This window comes from Streptomyces sp. NPDC052036 (genome assembly GCF_040680495.1).
Lineage (GTDB): Bacteria > Actinomycetota > Actinomycetes > Streptomycetales > Streptomycetaceae > Streptomyces.
In genome coordinates, this window is the sequence record NZ_JBFAWW010000014.1 from 164,267 (window position 1) to 183,330 (window position 19,064).

Annotated in this window: 17 protein-coding genes; 10 read left to right on the forward strand and 7 right to left on the reverse strand. The window is 70.4% G+C overall.

From position 1 onward, the window contains the following. Window positions 1–156: 156 nt before the first annotated feature. Window positions 157–660: a sigma factor-like helix-turn-helix DNA-binding protein gene (locus AB0L95_RS21025; protein ID WP_365163368.1), complete on the forward strand. Its 504-nt coding sequence runs from the start codon at window positions 157–159 to the stop codon at window positions 658–660. A gap of 154 nt (window positions 661–814) precedes the next feature. Then, entirely contained in the window at window positions 815–1,063 is a 249-nt protein-coding gene (locus tag AB0L95_RS21030; protein WP_365163370.1) for a hypothetical protein, read from the forward strand. A 37-nt stretch (window positions 1,064–1,100) separates the two neighbouring features. Here AB0L95_RS21030 and AB0L95_RS21035 read toward each other — a convergent pair whose 3' ends face one another. Next, window positions 1,101–2,255, reverse strand: coding sequence for a cystathionine gamma-synthase (locus AB0L95_RS21035; RefSeq protein ID WP_365163372.1), 1,155 nt, complete (start codon window positions 2,253–2,255; stop codon window positions 1,101–1,103). A 137-nt stretch (window positions 2,256–2,392) separates the two neighbouring features. Between AB0L95_RS21035 and AB0L95_RS21040 the strand changes: the two genes are divergently transcribed. Next, a complete protein-coding gene (locus AB0L95_RS21040) occupies window positions 2,393–3,511 on the forward strand; it encodes a hypothetical protein (protein ID WP_365163374.1) in 1,119 nt (372 codons plus the stop codon). 226 nt (window positions 3,512–3,737) lie between these two features. On the opposite strand, the gene AB0L95_RS21045 is transcribed toward AB0L95_RS21040, so the two are convergent. Further along, window positions 3,738–4,187 carry a MarR family winged helix-turn-helix transcriptional regulator gene (locus AB0L95_RS21045; RefSeq protein WP_365163376.1) on the reverse strand — a complete coding sequence of 150 codons (450 nt, stop codon included), beginning with the start codon at window positions 4,185–4,187 and terminating at the stop codon, window positions 3,738–3,740. A gap of 115 nt (window positions 4,188–4,302) precedes the next feature. On the opposite strand from AB0L95_RS21045, the gene AB0L95_RS21050 reads away from it, so the two are divergent. The 6 genes from AB0L95_RS21050 (at window position 4,303) to AB0L95_RS21075 (ending at window position 9,243) form a co-directional block, all read left to right on the forward strand. Beyond that, window positions 4,303–4,902: a non-oxidative hydroxyarylic acid decarboxylases subunit B gene (locus AB0L95_RS21050; RefSeq protein ID WP_365163377.1), complete on the forward strand. Its 600-nt coding sequence runs from the start codon at window positions 4,303–4,305 to the stop codon at window positions 4,900–4,902. Beyond that, window positions 4,902–6,398 (forward strand): UbiD family decarboxylase, encoded by a 1,497-nt coding sequence (locus AB0L95_RS21055; RefSeq protein ID WP_365163378.1) that lies wholly within the window; start codon window positions 4,902–4,904, stop codon window positions 6,396–6,398. The genes AB0L95_RS21050 and AB0L95_RS21055 overlap by 1 nt, the downstream gene beginning before the upstream one ends. A gap of 235 nt (window positions 6,399–6,633) precedes the next feature. Next, window positions 6,634–7,266 (forward strand): UbiX family flavin prenyltransferase, encoded by a 633-nt coding sequence (locus AB0L95_RS21060; RefSeq protein WP_365163380.1) that lies wholly within the window; start codon window positions 6,634–6,636, stop codon window positions 7,264–7,266. An 86-nt stretch (window positions 7,267–7,352) separates the two neighbouring features. Next, window positions 7,353–8,114 carry an SDR family oxidoreductase gene (locus AB0L95_RS21065; RefSeq protein WP_365163382.1) on the forward strand — a complete coding sequence of 254 codons (762 nt, stop codon included), beginning with the start codon at window positions 7,353–7,355 and terminating at the stop codon, window positions 8,112–8,114. Window positions 8,115–8,315: 201 nt separating this feature from the next. After that, entirely contained in the window at window positions 8,316–8,495 is a 180-nt protein-coding gene (locus AB0L95_RS21070; RefSeq protein ID WP_365163384.1) for a hypothetical protein, read from the forward strand. A 25-nt stretch (window positions 8,496–8,520) separates the two neighbouring features. Then, window positions 8,521–9,243, forward strand: a complete 723-nt coding sequence (locus AB0L95_RS21075) for a DUF2637 domain-containing protein (protein ID WP_365163386.1) — start codon at window positions 8,521–8,523, stop codon at window positions 9,241–9,243. Between the two features lie 69 nt (window positions 9,244–9,312). Here AB0L95_RS21075 and AB0L95_RS21080 read toward each other — a convergent pair whose 3' ends face one another. The 4 genes from AB0L95_RS21080 to AB0L95_RS21095 form a co-directional block, all read right to left on the reverse strand. Continuing rightward, window positions 9,313–10,452 (reverse strand): PP2C family protein-serine/threonine phosphatase, encoded by a 1,140-nt coding sequence (locus AB0L95_RS21080; RefSeq protein WP_365163388.1) that lies wholly within the window; start codon window positions 10,450–10,452, stop codon window positions 9,313–9,315. A 381-nt stretch (window positions 10,453–10,833) separates the two neighbouring features. Then, the gene (locus AB0L95_RS21085) at window positions 10,834–12,570 is read right to left on the reverse strand and encodes a S8 family serine peptidase (RefSeq protein ID WP_365163390.1); all 1,737 of its coding nucleotides are present in this window, start codon (window positions 12,568–12,570) and stop codon (window positions 10,834–10,836) included. A 130-nt stretch (window positions 12,571–12,700) separates the two neighbouring features. Then, a complete protein-coding gene (locus AB0L95_RS21090; protein WP_365163392.1) occupies window positions 12,701–13,183 on the reverse strand; it encodes a hypothetical protein in 483 nt (160 codons plus the stop codon). Between the two features lie 300 nt (window positions 13,184–13,483). Beyond that, window positions 13,484–14,524, reverse strand: coding sequence for an NAD(P)-dependent alcohol dehydrogenase (locus AB0L95_RS21095; protein WP_365163393.1), 1,041 nt, complete (start codon window positions 14,522–14,524; stop codon window positions 13,484–13,486). Between the two features lie 166 nt (window positions 14,525–14,690). Here AB0L95_RS21095 and AB0L95_RS21100 point away from each other — a divergent pair, with 166 nt between their 5' ends. Next, window positions 14,691–15,614, forward strand: coding sequence for a helix-turn-helix transcriptional regulator (locus AB0L95_RS21100; protein ID WP_365163395.1), 924 nt, complete (start codon window positions 14,691–14,693; stop codon window positions 15,612–15,614). Between the two features lie 103 nt (window positions 15,615–15,717). Here AB0L95_RS21100 and AB0L95_RS21105 read toward each other — a convergent pair whose 3' ends face one another. Beyond that, window positions 15,718–19,023: a S8 family serine peptidase gene (locus tag AB0L95_RS21105; protein WP_365163397.1), complete on the reverse strand. Its 3,306-nt coding sequence runs from the start codon at window positions 19,021–19,023 to the stop codon at window positions 15,718–15,720. Window positions 19,024–19,064 lie beyond the last annotated feature (41 nt).

Genomic DNA, 19,064 nt, shown 5'->3' on the forward strand with positions numbered 1-19,064 from the left:
CTTGACCCGGACGCATGGCCGGTTTCATATGAGATCGGGTCCCTGTCGTACGCGGTCCTGCGCGCCGTTCACGCCCCCTGGTCGTGCGCGGGCGAGCGCTTCCGTACGCGGCCGGGTCTCCTTTCCCATCAGGGTCGCCCTCAGGCGGGAGGCGCGGTGCGAGAACGGCATGAGTCCCAAGGCGCCCGCCGGGACCGGGAGTTCGAGGCGTTCGTCGCGGGTGCGTCCGGACGGCTTCTGCACACCGCCACCCTGCTGACCGCCGAGGCCCCGGACGCCAACCCCCGGGCCCGGCGCCTGCTGACCCTGGCCCTCGCCGAGACGTACGCCTCCTGGGACCGGCTGCGCGGCGAGGACCCCTACGACCGGGCCCGCCGCCGACTGGCCACCCGCTTCGCGCACAGCGCGTGGCACCGGTACGGACCGCTCGGCCGGCACCGGCCGGACGCGGGGAGCGCGCTCGCGGCCCTGACGCCGCAGGAACGCCTGATTCTCGTGCTCAGGCTCTACGAGGGTGTCGCCGAGGAGCAGACGGCCGCGCTGCTGGGGCTGCCCGCCGAACGGGTCCGGATGATCTGCGCACGGGCGACGACGACCCTGCTGCACCCGCCGCGGGACCCGGCACCGGAACCGCTGGGAGCGGAGGCGAATCCGTCGTGAGGCACGCGGCGGTACGGGCGTACGACGTATGCGCGCGGGTGCGGACGCACGCGGGACATGTGGCGGTGCGGACATACGCGGGATGCGCGCCGGCACGGACCCACGAGGAGGTCCCGGCGGCAGGCATGCGCCAGGAGCGGGACGGAGGCGGCCGGTGAATCTGTCCGAGCGGGAGTCCGCGGTGCGGCGGCTGCTGGAGAGCGCCTCGCCCCTGGTGCCGCCCGACCTGCACGCGGAAGCGGTCCGGCGCGGCAGCCGCATGCTGCGCCGCCGGACCGCGGCCCGCCGTCTGCTGTGGCTGGCCCTGCTCGCCGCGGCCGTCGCCTTCGTCGTCTGGGCGTCGATGGCGCGCCCCTGGGTGGAGCCGCCCTCGACGACGACTCCACCGATCAGCGACTGGTGAGACCGGCGCCGAGCGAGCGAACCAGCTGGGCTGCGGACTAGCCGAGGGCCTGCTGGAGGTCTTCCAGGAGGTCGTCCACGTTCTCGATGCCGACGGACAGACGGACCAGGTCGCCGGGCACCTCCAGGGCCGAGCCGGCCGCGGACGCGTGCGTCATACGCCCCGGGTGCTCGATCAGCGACTCGACGCCGCCGAGGGACTCGCCGAGGGTGAACACCTTGGCGCGGTTGCAGACCTCGACGGCCGCCTCCTCGCCGCCCTGGACCCGGAACGAGACCATGCCGCCGAACCGCTTCATCTGCTTGGCGGCCACCTCGTGACCGGGGTGCTCCGGCAGGCCCGGGTAGAGCACGCTCGTCACGCGCGCGTGCCGGGTGAGCATGTCGGCGATCTTCGTCGCGTTCTCGCTGTGCCGGTCCATGCGGACGGCGAGCGTCTTGGTGCCGCGCAGCACCAGCCAGGAGTCGAAGGGTCCGGCCACCGCGCCCATCGCGTTCTGGTGGTACGCCAGCTGCTCGCCCAGCTCCTGGTCGTTCACGATCAGCGCACCGCCGACGACGTCGGAGTGGCCGCCCATGTACTTGGTCAGGGAGTGCACGACCACGTCCGCGCCGAGCGACAGCGGCTGCTGGAGGTAGGGGGTCGCGAACGTGTTGTCGACGACGAGCCGGGCGCCCGCGTCATGGGCGATCTGGGCGACGGCGGCGATGTCGGTGATGCCGAGCAGCGGGTTGGAGGGGGTCTCCGCCCACACGGCCTTGGTCTTCGGGGTGAGCGCGGCTCGTACGGCGGACGGATCGCTGGTGTCGGCGACCGACCATTCCACGCCCCACCGGGAGACCACCTTGGCGAAGAGGCGGAACGTGCCGCCGTACGCGTCGTTCGGGATGACCACGTGGTCGCCGGGGCTGAGCAGCGTACGCAACAGGCAGTCCTCGGCCGCCAGTCCGGACGCGAACGCGAGGCCGCGGCGGCCGCCCTCCAGGGCGGCGAGGTTCTCCTCCAGGGCGGTCCTGGTGGGGTTGGCGCTGCGGCTGTACTCGTAGCCGCCGCGCAGTCCGCCGACACCGTCCTGCTTGTAGGTGGAGACCTGGTAGATCGGCGGGACGACCGCGCCGGTCAGGGGGTCGGCGGTGTTCCCCGCGTGAATCGCGAGGGTCTCGAAGTGTTCGCTGATGTGCCTGTCACTCATGAGCACCGAGGGTAGTGCGCCCGCAGCCGGGATGGGACGACGGGCGCGTCGCCGGGCGACAGGACGGTGTGGTCGGTTTTCCACAGGTCTCGCGACCGGGTTGGCACGGTGTCCGTCCTGTCTGGTTCGCTTGACCCATGGCGATTCTCTGGGTCCTGATGGCGCTGGCCCTCTTCAGCATGCTTCTGCTGCCCGTCCTGAGGCGCGGGCGCTCGGGCATCCAGCAGGTCGCGCCGGGCGACCCGGACGCCGCGGACCCGGCGAACTACGGCTTTGCGCGCCAGGAGGAGCTGGACATCCGGATGCCCGGCGCCGACCAGGACCTGCTGGACGTCCTGGACGTCGTGCAGCGCACCCAGGACTACCGCGCGGCCGCGCAGCTCCTGGCCGGCACGGAGACGGAGGGCGAGACCCGCTGGCAGCGTGTGCAGGCCTTCGCGGGAGCCGCCTCCCTGGAGCTCCAGCAGCGCCCCGGCGGGGTGAGCGAGACGCCGGGCGGCCAGTGGCTGCGGGTGTGGCGAGCCGAGGCCCCCAAGGACGCGGGCGGCGCGGCCGTGCACGCGGAGTTCCTGGTGCAGCAGGCGTGGCGTACGGCGACACCGGGGACGGACGAGTTCCGGATCATCATGGAGGAGGCGCGAGCGGCGTGCGCGGAGGCGGCGCTGCTGGCCCCCGGCGACCCCGTCCCGTACATCGTCGAGCTGTCGGTCGCCCGGGGACTGGCCTACCCGCAGCCGGAGTTCGAGCAGCTATGGCTGAAGATCCTGGACCGCGCGCCCGCCCACATGGGAGCGCATCTGGCGGCCCTGCACTACTGGTGCGCGAAGTGGCACGGCTCGCGGGAGCTGGCGTACTCCTTCGCGGAGGCGGCCGCCGCCCGGGCGCCGCACGGCTCGCTGCTGGCCGCGATGCCGCTCTTCGCGGTCTTCGAGCACCTCCCCGAGGTCAACCTGGTCCGCGGCTTCTACCAGAGCGAAGTCGTGACGAAGGCGGTCCACGGCGCGCTCTACGCGGTCCAGTCGGCCCGCGCCGACGACCCGATGCTCGCGCATGTCCGCCATCTCCTGGTCTTCTTCCTGGTCCGCGGCGAGCGCTGGGCGGAGGCGATGGCTCAACTGGTCCATGTCGACGGCCACGTGGGCGCGCTCCCCTGGACCCTGACCGCCGACCCGGCCGGGGAGTACGCGGTGTACCGCGCACTGGCGGTGGCGGGCTTCGAGGCGAACGGAGGCAGCCCGGCCACGCTGCCCCACTGAGCCCGGAGCCCTTGCACGGCGCCCGCGGAGACCTGAGCGTGCCGCCCTGACACGGTCGAAAACCGCCGGCCGACGGGAAGCGGGCGGCCGCGCCCTGTACGCCATGCAAGAACCGCACCGCAGGATCCGCGCACTCCGCGCGGCATCCACGATCACCGTCCGCCCGGCGCACTCACCGGAGACCGGCACACCCGTTCCTGAGGCCGGTCTCCGGCCACCGGTCGCCTCAGGGCTGGTGGTCGCGGCCCGCGTCGCCGAGTTCCTTGAGCAGCAGGGTGAGGGTCGCGAGCCGTTCCGGGCCGAGCAGTTCCTCGATCCAGCGGCTCGTCTCCTGTGCCTGTCGCCGGCCCAGGGCCGCACGTTCATGCCCGGCGGGTGTCAGCGCGATCAGCTGCCGGCGGCGGTTGTCGGGGTCCGTGCTCTTGGTGATCAGATCACGCGCGACAAGCCGGTCCAGAAGCGGTGTGAGCGTCGACCGGTCGACCGCGGCGAGTGCGCCGAGGGTCTTCTGGTCGAGGCTTCCGCGCTCGTCGAGGACCTGAAGCACCGCGAACTGCGGTGGGGTCAGGTCGCTGCTGCGGAGCTGCCACGAGGCGTTCACGGCCTGCGAGGCACGTCGCAGTTGGTGGGCCATGCCATCGGCCAGCATCCCGTCGTATCGGGCTCCGATCGTCATGGCTCCAGCGTACATCCGTGCACGGTTAGTTGGTGTACGGACTATTTGCGATCGCGAGGATCGGCCTGCTACGTTCTTCCGTGTACGGACTAACCGTGTACGGAAGGTGGTTCCCGTGCCGCGACGGGTGATCCTGGGGATGACCGGGGCGACCGGCGCCGTGTTCGGCGTCGAACTGCTCCGCAGGCTGCAGAACCGACCGGATCTGGAAACTCATCTCGTTCTGTCCCCATGGGCCAAGGCGACAATTCATCTCGAGACCGGCCTGGCCGCTCGTGAAGTCACCGACCTGGCAGACGTGACCTATTCATGGAACGACCAGGGTGCGGCAATTTCGTCGGGCTCGTTCCCGGTGGACGGAATGATTGTCGCGCCGTGCAGCATGAAGACGCTCGCCGGAATACGGACCGGATACGCCGACGGCCTCATCGCCCGCGCCGCCGACGTCACCCTGAAAGAGCGGCGCCCACTGGTGCTTGTGCCACGGGAGACTCCGCTCAGCGAAATTCATCTCGAGAACATGCTGGCACTCTCTCGCATGGGAGCGAACATCGTTCCCCCGATGCCGGCGTTCTACAACCGCCCCGAAACCCTGGACGATCTGGTCGACCATATCGTCGTCCGGGTTTTGGACCAGCTGGACATCCGGATGCCATCGACACAGCGATGGAACGGGATGCCGCACCCCTCCGAACCGAAGGGAGCAAGAAACTGATGTCCGAAATCACCGACCTCCGCGCCTACATCTCCGAGCTCGAAGCACTGGGAGACATCAAGAGGATCTCGCGCACGATCGATCCGAACCTGGAAGCGGCGGCTGTCACGCGAAGGTCGACCGAGAACCGCCGGCCCGCCCCGTTCTTCGAGAACCTCAGTGGTGTCGCCGACGGATTCCGGATGATCGGCGCACCGGGCGCCTTGTCGAGCATTCCCGGTCATCCGCTGGCGCGGATCTCCGTTTCTCTCGGCCTGCCCCACACGGCGACCGCTGCCGAGCTGGTCGCATATCTGGGCCGGGCACTCGACAAGCCGCCGCTTCCGCCGCGGCGCGTGGATTCCGCCACCGCGCCCTGCAAGCAGAACATTCTGCGCGGCGAGGAAGCCCGGCTCGACCGGTTCCCCATTCCTTTCGTCCACCAGAACGACGGCGGCCCCTATGCCAACACCTGGGGTGTCATCGTCGCGAAGACGCCGGACGGCCGGTGGACCAACTGGTCGATCTCTCGCATCATGATGATCGACGAGCAGCGCATGACCGGACTGGTGCTGCCGAGCCAGCACCTCGGCATGATCTGGCGCGAATGGGAGGCCATCGGCGAGCCGATGCCCTACGCCCTCGTCCAGGGCGGCGACCCCGGCATCCCCGTCGTCGGCGGCATGACGCTCCCGGCCGGCGCCGACGAGGTCGCCTACCTGGGAGCACTGCTGGACAGGCCGGTCGACGTGGTGCAGTGCGAGACGAACGATCTCGTGGTCCCGGCCGGCGCCGAGGTCGTCATCGAGGGCCGTCTCTCCGCGACCCGTGACGCCGTGGAGGGTCCCTTCGCGGAGTTCCACGGCTGGGCCCTGCCCGAGACATCGCCGCAGCCGCTCTTCAGCATCGAGGCGATCACCTACCGGGACGACCCCATCTGGCCGCTCGCCGCCGCCGGACGTCCGGTCGACGACTCCCATGTCGCACCGGCCGCCGGCATCTCCGCCGAGGTCGTCGCCACCCTGCGCAACGCGGGACTGCCCATCACCACGGCCTGGCTGCCGCTCGGCGCCGCCTGCTTCTGGACGGTCATCACGGTCCCGCAGAACTGGCGCGACACGCTGCCGGGCATGGACACCGCACGATTCGTGCACCGCATCGGTGAGGTCCTGAACGGCACCCGGGTCGGCCGTCTCTCCCCGGTCGTCTACGTCCTCGACGACGACGTGGATCCGTCGAACGACTCTGATCTCCTGTGGGCGCTGGCCACCCGGGTGCATCCGTCCCTGCGTCAGGAACAGTGGCACGGGCCGATCATGCCGTGGTACCCGTGCTTCTCCGAGGAGGAACTGCACAACGGCTGGGGAGCCATCGCGGTGCATGACGCACTGCTCCCGGCGGTGGGCAGCGGACGCGTACCGCCCGCCACGTTCGAGGGCGTCTTCCCGGCCGAGCTGCGAGCCAAGGTGCTCGCCGCCGAGTCGGAGGACGAGCCCGGCCCAGCCGCATCCCACTGACCCTGGGTGCCGTCGGACGGGCTTCGACAGCTCGCTGAGCGGTCGAAGCCCGTCCGGGTGAACGGCGGACGGCGCGCAGCCGCTGGTCGGGTGACCCGCCGGATTCGGCGGTCACCGGGCGAGGTACCGATCAGCGTGCGTGCCGGCCGGAGCCCACTCGTCCGGTGCGTGACAGTGCTCGTCCGGTGCGCGGCAGCGCGGTTGCCGACCCGAGGAGACCAGAAGGGGACCCATCGTGACCCAGCAGAAGGTGACCGTCGCGGTCACGGGGGCGGGCGGCACGGGTGTGGCCAAAGGGCTGCTCACCGCACTTCAGCGGGACGAGCGGGTCGGTCATATCGATCTGCTGGTGTCGGCCAACGGACGCAAACTGGTGGCCTTCGAGCTCCGCACCACCGAAGATCCGGACTCGGTGGTCCAGGCCCTGGAGGCGACATCGCCGAAGGTGCGCTTCCTCGACCCGGCCGATCTGTCCGGAGCGGTGACCAGCGGCAGCTACCCGAACGACGCGATGGTCATCCTGCCCTGTGCGGCCGGCGTCCTCGGACGCATCGCCCACGGCCAGTCGGAGAGCCTCATCGAGCGGGCCGCCGACGTGATGCTGAAGCAGCGGCGCACACTGGTCCTGTGCCTCCGGGAGGCGCCGCTGAACCTCATCCACCTGCGCAACATGGTCGCCGTCACCGAGGCGGGAGCCACGGTGTACCCGATGATCCCCACGTACTACAACGTGCCGGAGACGGTCGCACAACTGCGGGACGAGTTCGTCGAGCGCCTCATGCAGTTCCTGGGTCTGCCGTGCACCGATCGCTACCAGTGGGACGGCAGCGACACCGCGGCCCGGCGCGAGCGCAGTCAGACCCAGTAGCGCTCGGACGCGGTAACAGTCAGACAGGGTGGACGGGACGCGGCCACCGGCTCCGGGGGCGGACGGAGAGAAAACAGGAACCGATCATGGATCTCGGGTTGAAGGACCGGGTGTACATCGTCACCGGCGGTACCCGCGGGCTGGGGCTGGCGGCCGCGCGTGCACTGGTCGCGGACGGTGCGAAGGTGGTCGTCAGCGGCCGGAACGAGAAGTCGGCGGCCGACGCGAAAGCGAGACTGGGCGGCCCGGGCCACGTGGTCGGCGTCGTCGCCGACAACGCCGACGCCGACACGCCCGACCGGCTGATCGATGCGGCGCGCAACGCCTTCCAGCGGCTGGACGGCGTGCTCATCAGCGTCGGCGGACCACCGGCGGGTACGTCGGACGTCATGGGCGACGACCAGTGGAACGCCTCCTTCGAGTCGGTCTTCCTGGGCGCGGTGCGGCTGTCCCGTGCCGTCGCCGCGGAACTGGACGAGGGCGGGGTGATCGGCTTCGTCCTGTCCACCTCGGTGTACGAGCCGATCCACGGCCTCGCCATCTCCAACGCCTTCCGCCCGGGCCTGGCCGGCTACGCCAAGAACCTGGCCGACGAACTGGGCCCCCGCGGCATTCGGGTCGTCGGCTTCCTCCCCGCCTACATCGAGACCGACCGGGTCCGTGAGGTGAACGCCCTGACGGGTGACGCCGACGGCGCCCGTGCCCGCGCCGCCGCCACCGTCCCGCTGCGCCGCATCGGTGCCCCCGAGGAGTTCGGCAGGACCGCGGCCTTCATGCTGTCGCCCGCCGCCTCCTATCTCACCGGCGTGATGGTCTCGATCGACGGCGGTGTGCGGAGCGGCTTCTAGCCTGCCGCCTCGCGCCCGGCGGGCCCGCGTCCGGCCACGAAGCCCCCCGGTGCACACAGCAGGAAATGCTATTCACTGAAATATGGTTGGACGCCTATGCGGAATTACGCCGGCGAGTACGGTCATCCGACTAGATGAACGTTTCTTCATGGCTTCATTCCCCCGAATGCCCGATACCTGGGGCCGGGGGGTGCTCGTTAGGTGATCGTGACTTGGAACGAACCGGAAGATCAGATCCCCGCCCGGACCGGAGCCGTGTGGCACGACCCGGTGATCGGCGACCTGCGCGTCAAGGGCTGTTCGGACCTTCTTGAAGACTTCCTCAAGGAAATCGGTCAGATGGAAAGCGAATATATGCGCGCTTTCAACGGAACCGCCTGAGCGAGGGGCGCGGAGGAGCTAGAGAATGGACAGGCTTCAAGGCGAGCCGAACCTCTACGACATTCAGTTCGCCCTGAGAACGGATTACGACCCGCTGGGACAGCCTTCCTACGACGTCGACCCTCTCGACGCGCATGCCGTCTGGAGCGCCCCCGGTCCGGACATCGCGCCGAACGGCTGGGACCCGGACGAGGAGCTGGCCCGGATGCTGTCCACCGTGACCGCCGCGGAGCCCGCCCCGGTCGCGCTGGACGGACAGCATCGCCACCGGAGCGTGCGACGGCGGCCCCGCCCCGCGCCCCATGTCCTCGACAGTGGCCAGCCGGTCACCCCGATCACGATCCTGGTCGCCACGATCGCCGCGTGTTCCGTGGCCATGCTGGGGTGGTCCACCGCCTATTCGTACAGTCAGCTGCGGGCCATCGCCTCGACGGTTCTCCCCTCGCCCCTGGCGCAGTGGTGGCCGCTGACGGTGTACGGGCCGTGGTTCGTGGCGGCCCTGTCCATTCTGCGCGCGGCCATCCAGCACCGGACCGCCCGGCGGTCCTGGGGGGTCATCCTCGTCGCCTCCGCCACCGCGGTGGCTCTCTGCATCAGCCATTCCGCGCACTCCACGCTCTCGATGGTGATCGTCGGCATTCCGCCGATCACGGCCCTGGTGTGCTTCCGGGAACTCGTCGGCCAGGTCTCCTCCAAGTACCGCCCGCGTCACGCGGCGCACGGCAAGGAGCCGTCCAACGGCGGCTGATCGCGCCCCCGGCCCGCGGAGAAGCCTCCTGCGGGCCGGGGGCTCCGGTTTCGTTCTCACTCGGAGCTCTCAGCCGGCGACCTCGCTGCGATCGGGGACCTCCGCGGGGAGGCGGTACGCCGCCAGAGCGGCGGTGTCGTCGTCGAGGGTGCCGCCGCTGAAGGCGAGCAGATCCCGGTGCAGATACGCGAGGAGTTCCTGGGGAGGCAGCGGGCCCCAGGAACGGACGCGGTCGAGGAGCGGATAGAAGGTCCCGTCGGGAGCGCGGGTCTCGGTTACGCCGTCGGTGTACAGCAGCAACTGGTCGCCGGGGCTGAACGGCGCCACATCCACGTGGTAGCTGTCCCCGACCAGGACACCGATGTTGATGGGCGGGGAGGGATCGGTCGGCTCCAGCTCGCTGACCTCGTCACCGACGATGTGCAGGGGCGGCGGATGGCCGCAGTTGACGATACGGACCACGGGTTCGTGATCGGGGATCTCGGCGAACACCGCGGTGACGAAGCGTTCCGCCACCTCGTTGCCCTCCAGCTGTTCGGCCCTGCGGGCCATGCTCCGCTCCACCCGGTGCGCCACCCCGGTCAGATCCGGTTCGTCGTGGGCGGCCTCGCGGAAGGCACCGAGCATCGTCGCGGCCGTCTCCACCGCGACCAGGCCCTTGCCCCGTACGTCACCGATGAGCAGGCGGACCCCGTAGCTCGTGGGCACGGCTTCGTAGAGGTCACCGCCGATGCGCGCCTCCGCGGCGGCGGACAGATAGAGCGTCTCGATGGACACCTGGCCCAGGCGTCGTGGCACCGGGCGCAGTAAGACCCTCTGGGCCGTCTCGGCCACGGAGCGCACGGTGGCGAGGGTGCGCTCCCGGCGCATGCGGCTGGCGGCCAGGATCGTGCCGAGCGCACCGACCAGCGCGGTGGAGATGTAGCTGGCCACATAGTGACGCTCCCCGATGTACCCGACCGCGCGGCCGGCACAGCACGGCGTACCGGCCAGGATGGCTTCGAACCCGACGGCGAAGACCGTGACGGCGCCGACGAAGGCGGGACCGTGGGCGTAGGCGGCGACCACGGGGAGGGCGATCAGCAGAAAGCTCACCGGCCACTGCACGGGAGTGATCGGTTCGAGGAGCAGGATCACCACGACATAGATCGCAGGGAGCCAGCGCAGCCATACGGGCGGTGCGGGCACCCGTAGACCCGTGCTGCTCACCCGGGCCACCCGGCGGCCTGCGGACCCGCGGCGGCCGGGCCACCTCACGGTGCGCTCCGGCGGGGGCTGCGCGGCAGTGTCCCTGGAAAGACGGACGGGCGGACGGTGGTGTGACCCGGGTCGGGTCGGACGTCCCGGCGGATCCACTCACACGGCCTGTGCACGAGAACTCCTGGCAGGGCTTGATCACCGGCGTGGGGAGGCCGGGGACGGCGAGTCCGGGCAGCGAGCGTGCGATTGCGGCGGCCGCCGCCGGTTCAGGGGGCCTGTGACCGTATCAGCGCATTCGTCCCTTCGGTGCCCGGACACGCTGCGGCAGGCCGAACGGCACCCGCCCCTCGAAGGCGGGTGCCGTTCGCGGACCCCCGGTCAGGGGCGGGGTCAGCCGGCCATGGACACGGCGAAGGGCGACAGGACCGGTGCGAGCCGTGCTCCCGGGGTCAGGCCGAGTGCGACGAGGGCGTCGGGCAGGCCGCGTCCGACACGCGCCGCGTCGGCCGTGCCCGGCACGGCCAACGGGCGGCAGCTGGCCGCGATGATCTCGAACAGATGTTGCACCCGACCGGATCCGCGGGGCAGCAACTGACCGTGGAAGTCCTCGTGATGGGCGAGGACGAGCGCGGCCAGGCCCACGACGTGCGCCGAGGCCGCGCCGGTGCCGTCGAGGGCCGTGTATCCGCGCCGGGGCGCGCAGGAGAGCACCGCCACTCCGGGGGCGGCCGCGTCGACCCCGGCGCCGTAGGCGCTGAACGGCGCGGCGAACAGTCCTTCGGGGGTCAGCTGCGGTCCGCAGTGGGTGGCCTGGGAGGTGTCCTGCGGATACGAGCCGAACGCGCCGAGCGCGCCCACGGCGAACACGGTGGGCAGCGAACCCGGGAAGGAGACCGGCCCGCCGGAGTCACCCGCCGGGGCGACACAGGCGATGCCGGCGGCGGTCGCGTCGGCCAGCTTCCGCGAGACCAGGGCCGACGAGTACGGGGTCGTCACGGCGATGTGCGCGATGTCGGCCTCGTACTCGATGCAGTGGTCCAGGGCTGCGATCAGATCGCTGAACCGTCCGTCCGGCATCACCCGGCAGACCTCGATCTCGGCGTCGACCGCGATGCCGATGACGCCCTTGCCGGTGTCCGCGCCGGCGATGATGCCCGCAGCATGGGTGCCGGTGCCGATCCTGTCGTGGGCCCAGCCCCGCTCCTCGCCCCGCACGAAGTCGGCGCCGGAGCGCACCCGATGCTTCAGATCGGGGTGCTCGGCGCTGACGCCCGAGCCGATGAGCGCGATCCTGACGCCGAAGGCCCGGAAGGTGGGGGGCAGCCGGTCCAGCCGCATGGCCTGCTGACCCCAGCCGTACTGCTGCCGGGTCTCCAACTCCGGGTACACCTGCGCCAACGGGGTGAGGACGACGCGGTTCTCCTGGGTCGCCGACAGGTCCGGGCGGGGGATCCAGCGGTCCGTGTAGCCGCCCGCCGGCCGGACGTAGAGGGACCGGACGGACTGGGTGGTCTCCGTCGACAGGGTGATGGTGACCGTTCCGTCGGCTCCGGTGACACCCTGGGCCGGCCAGGCCGCCCCGATCAGGAACACCCCGGCGCCGGCCAGCGGTTCGTCCCCCGGACCGCAGATCCGGAACGTGATGTCCACCGGCTGGTCCAACGGCATGACCAGGCCCGGATCACGCAGGGGCAGCATCCCCGTGGCCGGTGCGGCGACTGGCCCGGCCCCGGCCAGCGGCAGGTCCGGCTCGATGTGCAGGTGCAGCGACCGCAACGCCGGTACCTGGGCCTCGGCCACCTCGATCACCGCGATCTCCGGGCAGGAGGGGGCCACCCCTGCCGACTGGAGCCGCTGCGACGGCCGGAGCCTGCGGATCAGCTCGATCTCGGGCATCCGCTCCAATTGGTCGCACAGTGCGTCCATGCCGAGTTCGGGGACTCCCGGCGGCAGCAGATGCTGCGGCAGCGGTGTGACCATGTACCGCTCCCGGCGCGGACGCACCGACAGCGGAGACTGCGCATCCTTCCTGCGGGCACCGGTCCGGCTGCCCTCGGGTCCCGGCGCACCGGCCCCCGCGCCCTCGGCCCCGCCCTCGGGGTTGTTTCCGGGCCTTTCCTTGACCATTGCGTCCACCTTCACCACGCCTACATCGTCCTTGTGCTTCCGATCCGGCAGGGGCGTCCGGCGCTTCCACGGTGATGCGGTGTGCCCGGGAGTCGCTCCCGGGCACACCGCATCACGCGCCGCCCTGGGGTCAGCCGATACCGAAGGGCTGACTCATCTGGCCGAAGCCGAAGCCGGGCTGCTGGTACTGCGAGAACGGCTGCGAGAACGGCTGCTGCGCGCCGAAGTGCCCCATGCCCTGCATGGACGGGAAGCCCTGCTGGCCCTGGATGCCCTGGCCCTGCTGGCTCTGCTGGAGCATCGTCACGATGGCCATGGGCAGGGCCTGCTGCACCGACTGCTCCACCGCCTGCCGGATGCCCGCGTGCAGCGAGTGGTGCAACGCGAGGGCGAGGTAGGGGTGGGCCTGCTGGGCCAGGCCCTGCTGCTGAAGCTGCTGCTGAACCTGCTGGATCTGCTGCAGCGTCTGCTGCATTCGCTGGGCGACCTGCTGGCTTGCCTGCTGACAGGCCTGCTGGATGGCCTGCTGGATCATCTGTGCGATCTGGGGCTGGGGGCCCCCGATCTGCTGGCCGTACTGCTGCAGGGGTTGGGTACCGGTCATCACCGACATGAACGCTCCATTCGATGGCACCACGAGGAAAGCCGACATAGCGGTCTATGCGGGCTTTGTCGGGAGAATCCGACGCCCTGAAGCTAAGGTGGCGCCGCCTCCGCCGCAATCGGATGTCCGCCTCCGCCGGCCTCAGTCAAGATCGACACGCCGACGCGGACCACACACACCGAGTCGGCCCACTGACACTCCGAGGACCCGCCGTACGAGCCGGCCACCGCACGAGCCGGCCCGCCGACAGCGAAAACGCCGTGAGGCGGCCACAAGGGCCGCCTCACGGCGTGATCACCGACCGAATGCTCAGATGGTGGCGGTGTCGATCACGAACCGGTACCGCACATCGCTGTTCAGCACCCGCTCGTACGCCTCGTTGATCTCGGACGCGGCGATCAGCTCGATCTCCGCGCCGATGCCGTGCTCCGCGCAGAAGTCCAGCATCTCCTGGGTCTCACGGATGCCGCCGATGGCCGACCCGGCGAGGGTCTTACGGCCGCTGATCAGCGAGAACAGGTTGAACGAGATGGGCTCCTCGGGCGCGCCCACGTTCACCAGCGCGCCGTCCGCCTTCAGCAGCGACAGGTACGCGCCGAAGTCCAGCGGCGCCGACACGGTCGAGACGATCAGGTCGAACGAGCCCCGCAGCTCCTCGAACGTCTTCGGGTCGCTGGTGGCGTGGTAGTGGTCGGCGCCCAGCTTCAGCCCGTCGTCCTTCTTGCGCAGGGACTGGGAGAGCACGGTCACCTCGGCGCCCATCGCGTGCGCGATCTTGACGGCCATGTGGCCGAGGCCGCCCAGGCCGATGACCGCGACCTTCTTGCCGGGGCCGGCGTTCCAGTGGTGGAGCGGGGAGTACGTGGTGATGCCGGCGCACAGCAGCGGCGCGGCCACGTCGAGGGAGAGACCGTCAGGGATCCGGACGGTGTAGTTCTCGTCGACGACGATCTTCTCGGAGTAGCCGCCGTGGGTGGGCTCGCCGTACCTGTCGACGGCGTTGTACGTGCCGACCATGCCCTTGAGGCAGTACTGCTCGAAGCCTGCCTTGCAGTTCTCGCACTCACGGCAGGAGTCGACCATGCAGCCGACGCCCACGCGGTCGCCGACCTTGAACTTGGTGACGCCGGAACCGACCTCGGACACGACGCCCGCGATCTCGTGTCCCGGAACCATCGGGAAGATCGCCTCGCCCCAGCCCTCACGGGCCTGGTGGATGTCCGAGTGGCAGATGCCGGCGAACTTGATGTCGATCAGAACGTCGAACTCGCCGACGTCGCGGCGCTCGATGGTGGTGCGCTCGAGCGGAGCCTTGGCGGCGGGTGCGGCGTACGCAGCAACGGTGGTCATGCCGGAGTTCTCCTTGGGGGTCGCATACCCGGCTGCTTCTGCCGGGCACGACGTCCAGGCTGCCTGACCGCGCGACATCCACCCAGATCACAGCTCTGCCTACGTTCGGCGGTCCTACTACTGGCGGGGTCAGGCTCAGGGACGTACCACCGGGAATACTGGACGCATGGACGAACAGCTCGACCCCGTGCAGACACCCGTCGTGGAGGCCGGTCAGACCCTGGACCCGCGCGCCGAGCTGAGCGAGTTCCTGCGCACCCGGCGGGCCCGGCTCAAGCCCGAGGACGTAGGACTGCCGGTCTTCGGACGGCACCGGCGGGTGCCGGGGCTGCGGCGCGAGGAACTGGCACAGCTGGCCGGGGTGTCCGTGGCGTACTACACGCGCCTGGAACAGGGCAACGGACGGAACGTGTCCGCGGAGGTGCTCGACGCGATCGCCCGCGCACTGCGGCTGACGGACGCGGAGCACGCGCATCTGACGCATCTGGCCAAGCCGAAGACGCACAAGAAGAAGCCGTCGGCGCGGTCGCAGCACGTACGGGCGTCGCTGTGCCAGCTGCTGGACCTCTTCGAGAGCGTGCCGGCGTATGTGATGGGCAGGCGCGCGGAGATCCTCGCGTGGAACACGATGGCGGCGGCCGTCTTCGGGGACTGGGGACAGCTGCCGCCGCAGGAGCGGAACTGGGCGCGGATGGTGTTCCTGCGGCCCGAGTACCAGGACCTGTTCACGGACTGGGAGCAGAAGGCGATCGACATCGTGTGCAAGCTGCGGTACGAGGCCGGTTGCTACCCGGGCGATCCCCGGCTGTCGGCGCTGGTCGGCGAGCTGTCGGTGAAGAGCGAGGACTTCCGGCGGCTGTGGGCGACGCACGACGTCAAGGAGAAGAGCCACGGGCTGAAGCATCTGCGGCATCCGCTGGTCGGCGATCTGGCCCTGCAGTTCGAGTCGTTCAGGCTGCCGGACGACGGTGACATGGCGTTGGTGACGTACCACGCCGAGCCCGGGTCCGCGTCGGCGGAGGCGCTACGGCTGCTGGCGAGCTGGGGCACGGACGCCACCCGCGCGGGCAGCACCGTGCCCCGCCCCTGAACCGGCCCTGCCCCAGGGGTTCGCGCAGACACGGAACGGCCCGCCGGAAGACATCCTTCCGGCGGGCCGTCCGCCGTGCCGTGTCGCTCAGGAGGTCAGGGGCTCACTTCCCGTAGAACGCGTTGTAGATCGAGATCGTCGACTTGTTGCCCTTCTTGTCGGCGATCTTGGCGTGGAACGAGAGGCCCTGGCCCTTGGCCGGGTTCTTGTAGGTGATCGTGCCGTGCTGGACCGTCAGCTTCGTCCAGGTCCTGCCGTAGTCGTACGACACCCACACACCGAGGGACCCCAGATTGCGGCCCGCGGCCGAACCCTGCACGGTCACCGGGACGGTGACCTTCTTGCCGGCCGCGACCCGGCTGTCCAGGCCGGTGGTCGCGCCGAAGCGGACCGAGGAGGCGGGCAGCTTGGCCTCGTCCGTCTTCTTGGACCGGAACGTCCAGCTCGCGTCGATGCGGGTGGACGCGGCGGCGACCTTCACACTGCGGACGACCGAGGTCGTCAGCTGGTACGAGGCGTCACCGGACGGCACCGTGAAGCCCTCCAGCCCGAACAGCGGGTCGGCGTTCGAGCCGACCTTGGTGCCGTTGCGGTACAGCGTCGTCTTGACGGACATGAAGTCCGAGGACCCGGAGTGCGTCCGGCTGTCGGCGAACAGCGGCAGCAGGCCGTAGATCTGGTTGCCCTCACGGAAGATGCCGTAATCGGAGTCCACCTTCGGCCCGAAGACGGCCGTGTTGAAGGTCTTGGTGTAGCTGCGGCCCGCCTGGTAGATCTGCGGGTAGTCCTCCGTGTAGTACGCCTCCGCGACCGGGAGGCCCTGGGGGTTCCTCTTGCCGCTGAACTGCGCGAAGTCCAGGGCCCACTGGACCTTCTCGCCGGTCGACACATGCAGCGTGCGGGTGCTGCGCAGCTTCTGCTCGATCGGGGCGCTGCCGGCGAAGTCGTCCGGCAGTTCGGCGTAGGCCCCGACCGCACCGGTCTTGCCGCTGCTCGCGGAGCCGAGGTCGACCTTCAGCGTGGCCAGTTCGCCCGCCGTGAAGTGGCGGACGTGTCCGCCGTCGAGCTTGGTGACGTGGGCGCCGGTGAAGACGTCGTACTCGGCGGCGTCGCCCTTGGTCCACTGGCCGAACCAGCTCTGCGAGAGCCCGGCGGGCACCGCGGGGCCGACATGCGCGATCCGCAGGTCCTGGAAGGACGGCACGGCGAGGCTGGTGCCGAAACCCACGTCCGCCGTCTCGTAGTCGTACGAGATCATCGCGGACACCGGCTTGGCGGCGGCGTCCGGCACGGTGATGTCCGCGGCCTTGGTCGTGGTCAGGTCGAGGGTGACCGAGGTGTCCTTGGTGACGGTCAGCTTGGGCTGGATCAGCCAGTCCGCGCCGCCCTCGGTCGAGTCGAGCGTCTTCAGCGAGACCGAGTCGAGCAGGTACGTGCCCTTGGGCACGCGGAGCTTGACGGTGTTGTCGGAGCTCTGGGAGACGTAGTCCCGCCCGTCGCCGGTGTCCGAGAGATCCGACAGGGTGCTCAGATGGACGGGGCTCTGGCCGTCACGGTCGATGTACTTCAGGGTGACGTCGTACGACTCCGCCTCGCGCTCCACGGCCGCGGCCGTGCGTACGCTCTGGCCGCCGCCCGTCGCCGTCACATACGCCGAGTAGGCGCCGTCGGTGCCGCCGCCCAGCTTGGTGTCGGTGCGCACCGGGACCGAGGCGGTGCCGCCCGCCGGGACGGTGACCGTCTTCGCGCCGAGCGTGAAGAAACCGGCCGGTGCCGCCTGGCCCTTGGGGTTGGTGGCGGTCAGGGAGAGCGACAGGGTGAGGGCGGCCTTGCCGACGTTGCGGTACGTCAGCTCCTTGGTCACCGGCTTGTCGTCGGTGTGCGGCCACTGCGCGACGCCGAAGTTCACCGACGACGGCTCGGCGAGCACGGTCTGCTTGATCGCCCGGTCCACCGCGATGCGGCCGGAACCCTGCTCGAACGGGGTGTACCTGCCGCCCTTGGCGGAGCCCGTCAGCGCGGACTTCAGCTCGGCGAACCCCCAGTCGGGGTGCTCCTGCTTGAGGATGGCGGCGGCGCCCGCGACATGCGGGGTCGCCATCGACGTACCCGAGATGGTCAGATAGCCGGCCGGCTTCTCGCCGACCTCCTTGTCGATGAGGCTGCCGGGGGCCGCGGCGGCCGTGATGTCCACACCGGGGGCGGTGACATCGGGCTTGATCGCGCCGTCGAGGCCGGGGCCGCGGCTGGAGAAGGACGCCAGCTTGTCGCTGCCGTCGACGGCGCCGACCGTGAGCGCGTCGGCCGCGCTGCCCGGGGAACCGATGGTCTGACCGCCCAGCTCGCCGTCGTTGCCCGCCGCGATGGCGAACAGGATGCCCTTCTGCTCGGACAGCTTGTCGACCTCCGCCTCGAGCGGGTCGGTCCCGGGGGTGTCCTGCCCGCCCAGGCTCAGGTTGACGATGTCGGCGCCCTGCTGGGCGGCCCACTCCATGCCGGCCAGGATGCCGGAGTCGTCGCCGTACCCGTCGTCGTCCAGGACCTTGCCGCTGAGGATCTTCGCGCCGGGCGCGACACCCTTGTACTTGCCGTGCGACTTCGCGCCGGTGCCGGCCACGATGGACGCCACGTGCGTGCCGTGGCCGACCTTGTCGGCGACGGTGGCGGCGGTGGAGAAGTTCTTGGCCGCGATCACCTGGCCCTTGAGGTCCGGGTGATCGGCGTACACGCCCGTGTCGAGCACGGCGACCTTGACGCCCTTGCCGTCGTAGCCCGCGGCCCAGGCCGTCGGGGCGCCGATCTGCGGCACGGACGTGTCGAGGCTGGCCTTGCGGACGCCGTCGAGCCAGACATGCGCGATGCCGGAGGCCGCGTTGTCGCCGTCGGTGACGGCCTTCCACAGCTCGGCCGTGTCGCGCTGGGGCGTCTGGACCGCGTCCGCGTTCAGGGACTTCAGGGTCCGGCGGAGCGTGCCCGCCTCCCGCACATCGGCCTTCGCGGTGCCGGCGGAGCCCCGGTAGCCGACGATGACCTTCAGGCCGTTCTTCTGGTCCTCGCGGGTCCGGGAGGTGTTGAGGCCGGTGACGTCGAACAGCCGGCGGTCGAGCTTCCCGGAGGCGATCATGGCGGCCGCGTCGGCCGGCACCACATAGGTGTGGCCGGCGGCCCTGCGCACCTGGATCGGAACCTGTCCGCGGCCCTTCGCCCGCTCCAGGCCGACGACACGGCCCTTGGCGTCGACCACCACACGGTCACCGGTGATCAGCGTGATGCGGTGCTTCGCCACGAGACCCGCGGCGGCGGCCGGACGCGCAGCCGGCCCCGGCTTCGCCGACGCCGGGCTGGTCATACCCGCCGCCAGCGCCACGGCGGCCGCCGTGGCGACGGTCGCCGCGCATGCTCTCTTCACTTGTCTGCGCACAACTCCCCCTGGAGGTGAGGTACCAGGCG

What these genes read in the sequence shown, in the direction of transcription:
- AB0L95_RS21035 (WP_365163372.1), bottom strand. Translation starts at nt 2,255, where the DNA reads ATGAGTGACAGGCACATCAGCGAACACTTCGAGACCCTCGCGATTCAC.
- AB0L95_RS21055 (WP_365163378.1), top strand. Translation starts at nt 4,902, where the DNA reads ATGTCCGAAATCACCGACCTCCGCGCCTACATCTCCGAGCTCGAAGCA.
- AB0L95_RS21065 (WP_365163382.1), top strand. Translation starts at nt 7,353, where the DNA reads ATGGATCTCGGGTTGAAGGACCGGGTGTACATCGTCACCGGCGGTACC.
- AB0L95_RS21100 (WP_365163395.1), top strand. Translation starts at nt 14,691, where the DNA reads ATGGACGAACAGCTCGACCCCGTGCAGACACCCGTCGTGGAGGCCGGT.
- AB0L95_RS21040 (WP_365163374.1), top strand. Translation starts at nt 2,393, where the DNA reads ATGGCGATTCTCTGGGTCCTGATGGCGCTGGCCCTCTTCAGCATGCTT.
- AB0L95_RS21085 (WP_365163390.1), bottom strand. Translation starts at nt 12,570, where the DNA reads ATGGTCAAGGAAAGGCCCGGAAACAACCCCGAGGGCGGGGCCGAGGGC.
- AB0L95_RS21075 (WP_365163386.1), top strand. Translation starts at nt 8,521, where the DNA reads ATGGACAGGCTTCAAGGCGAGCCGAACCTCTACGACATTCAGTTCGCC.
- AB0L95_RS21090 (WP_365163392.1), bottom strand. Translation starts at nt 13,183, where the DNA reads ATGTCGGTGATGACCGGTACCCAACCCCTGCAGCAGTACGGCCAGCAG.
- AB0L95_RS21045 (WP_365163376.1), bottom strand. Translation starts at nt 4,187, where the DNA reads ATGACGATCGGAGCCCGATACGACGGGATGCTGGCCGATGGCATGGCC.
- AB0L95_RS21095 (WP_365163393.1), bottom strand. Translation starts at nt 14,524, where the DNA reads ATGACCACCGTTGCTGCGTACGCCGCACCCGCCGCCAAGGCTCCGCTC.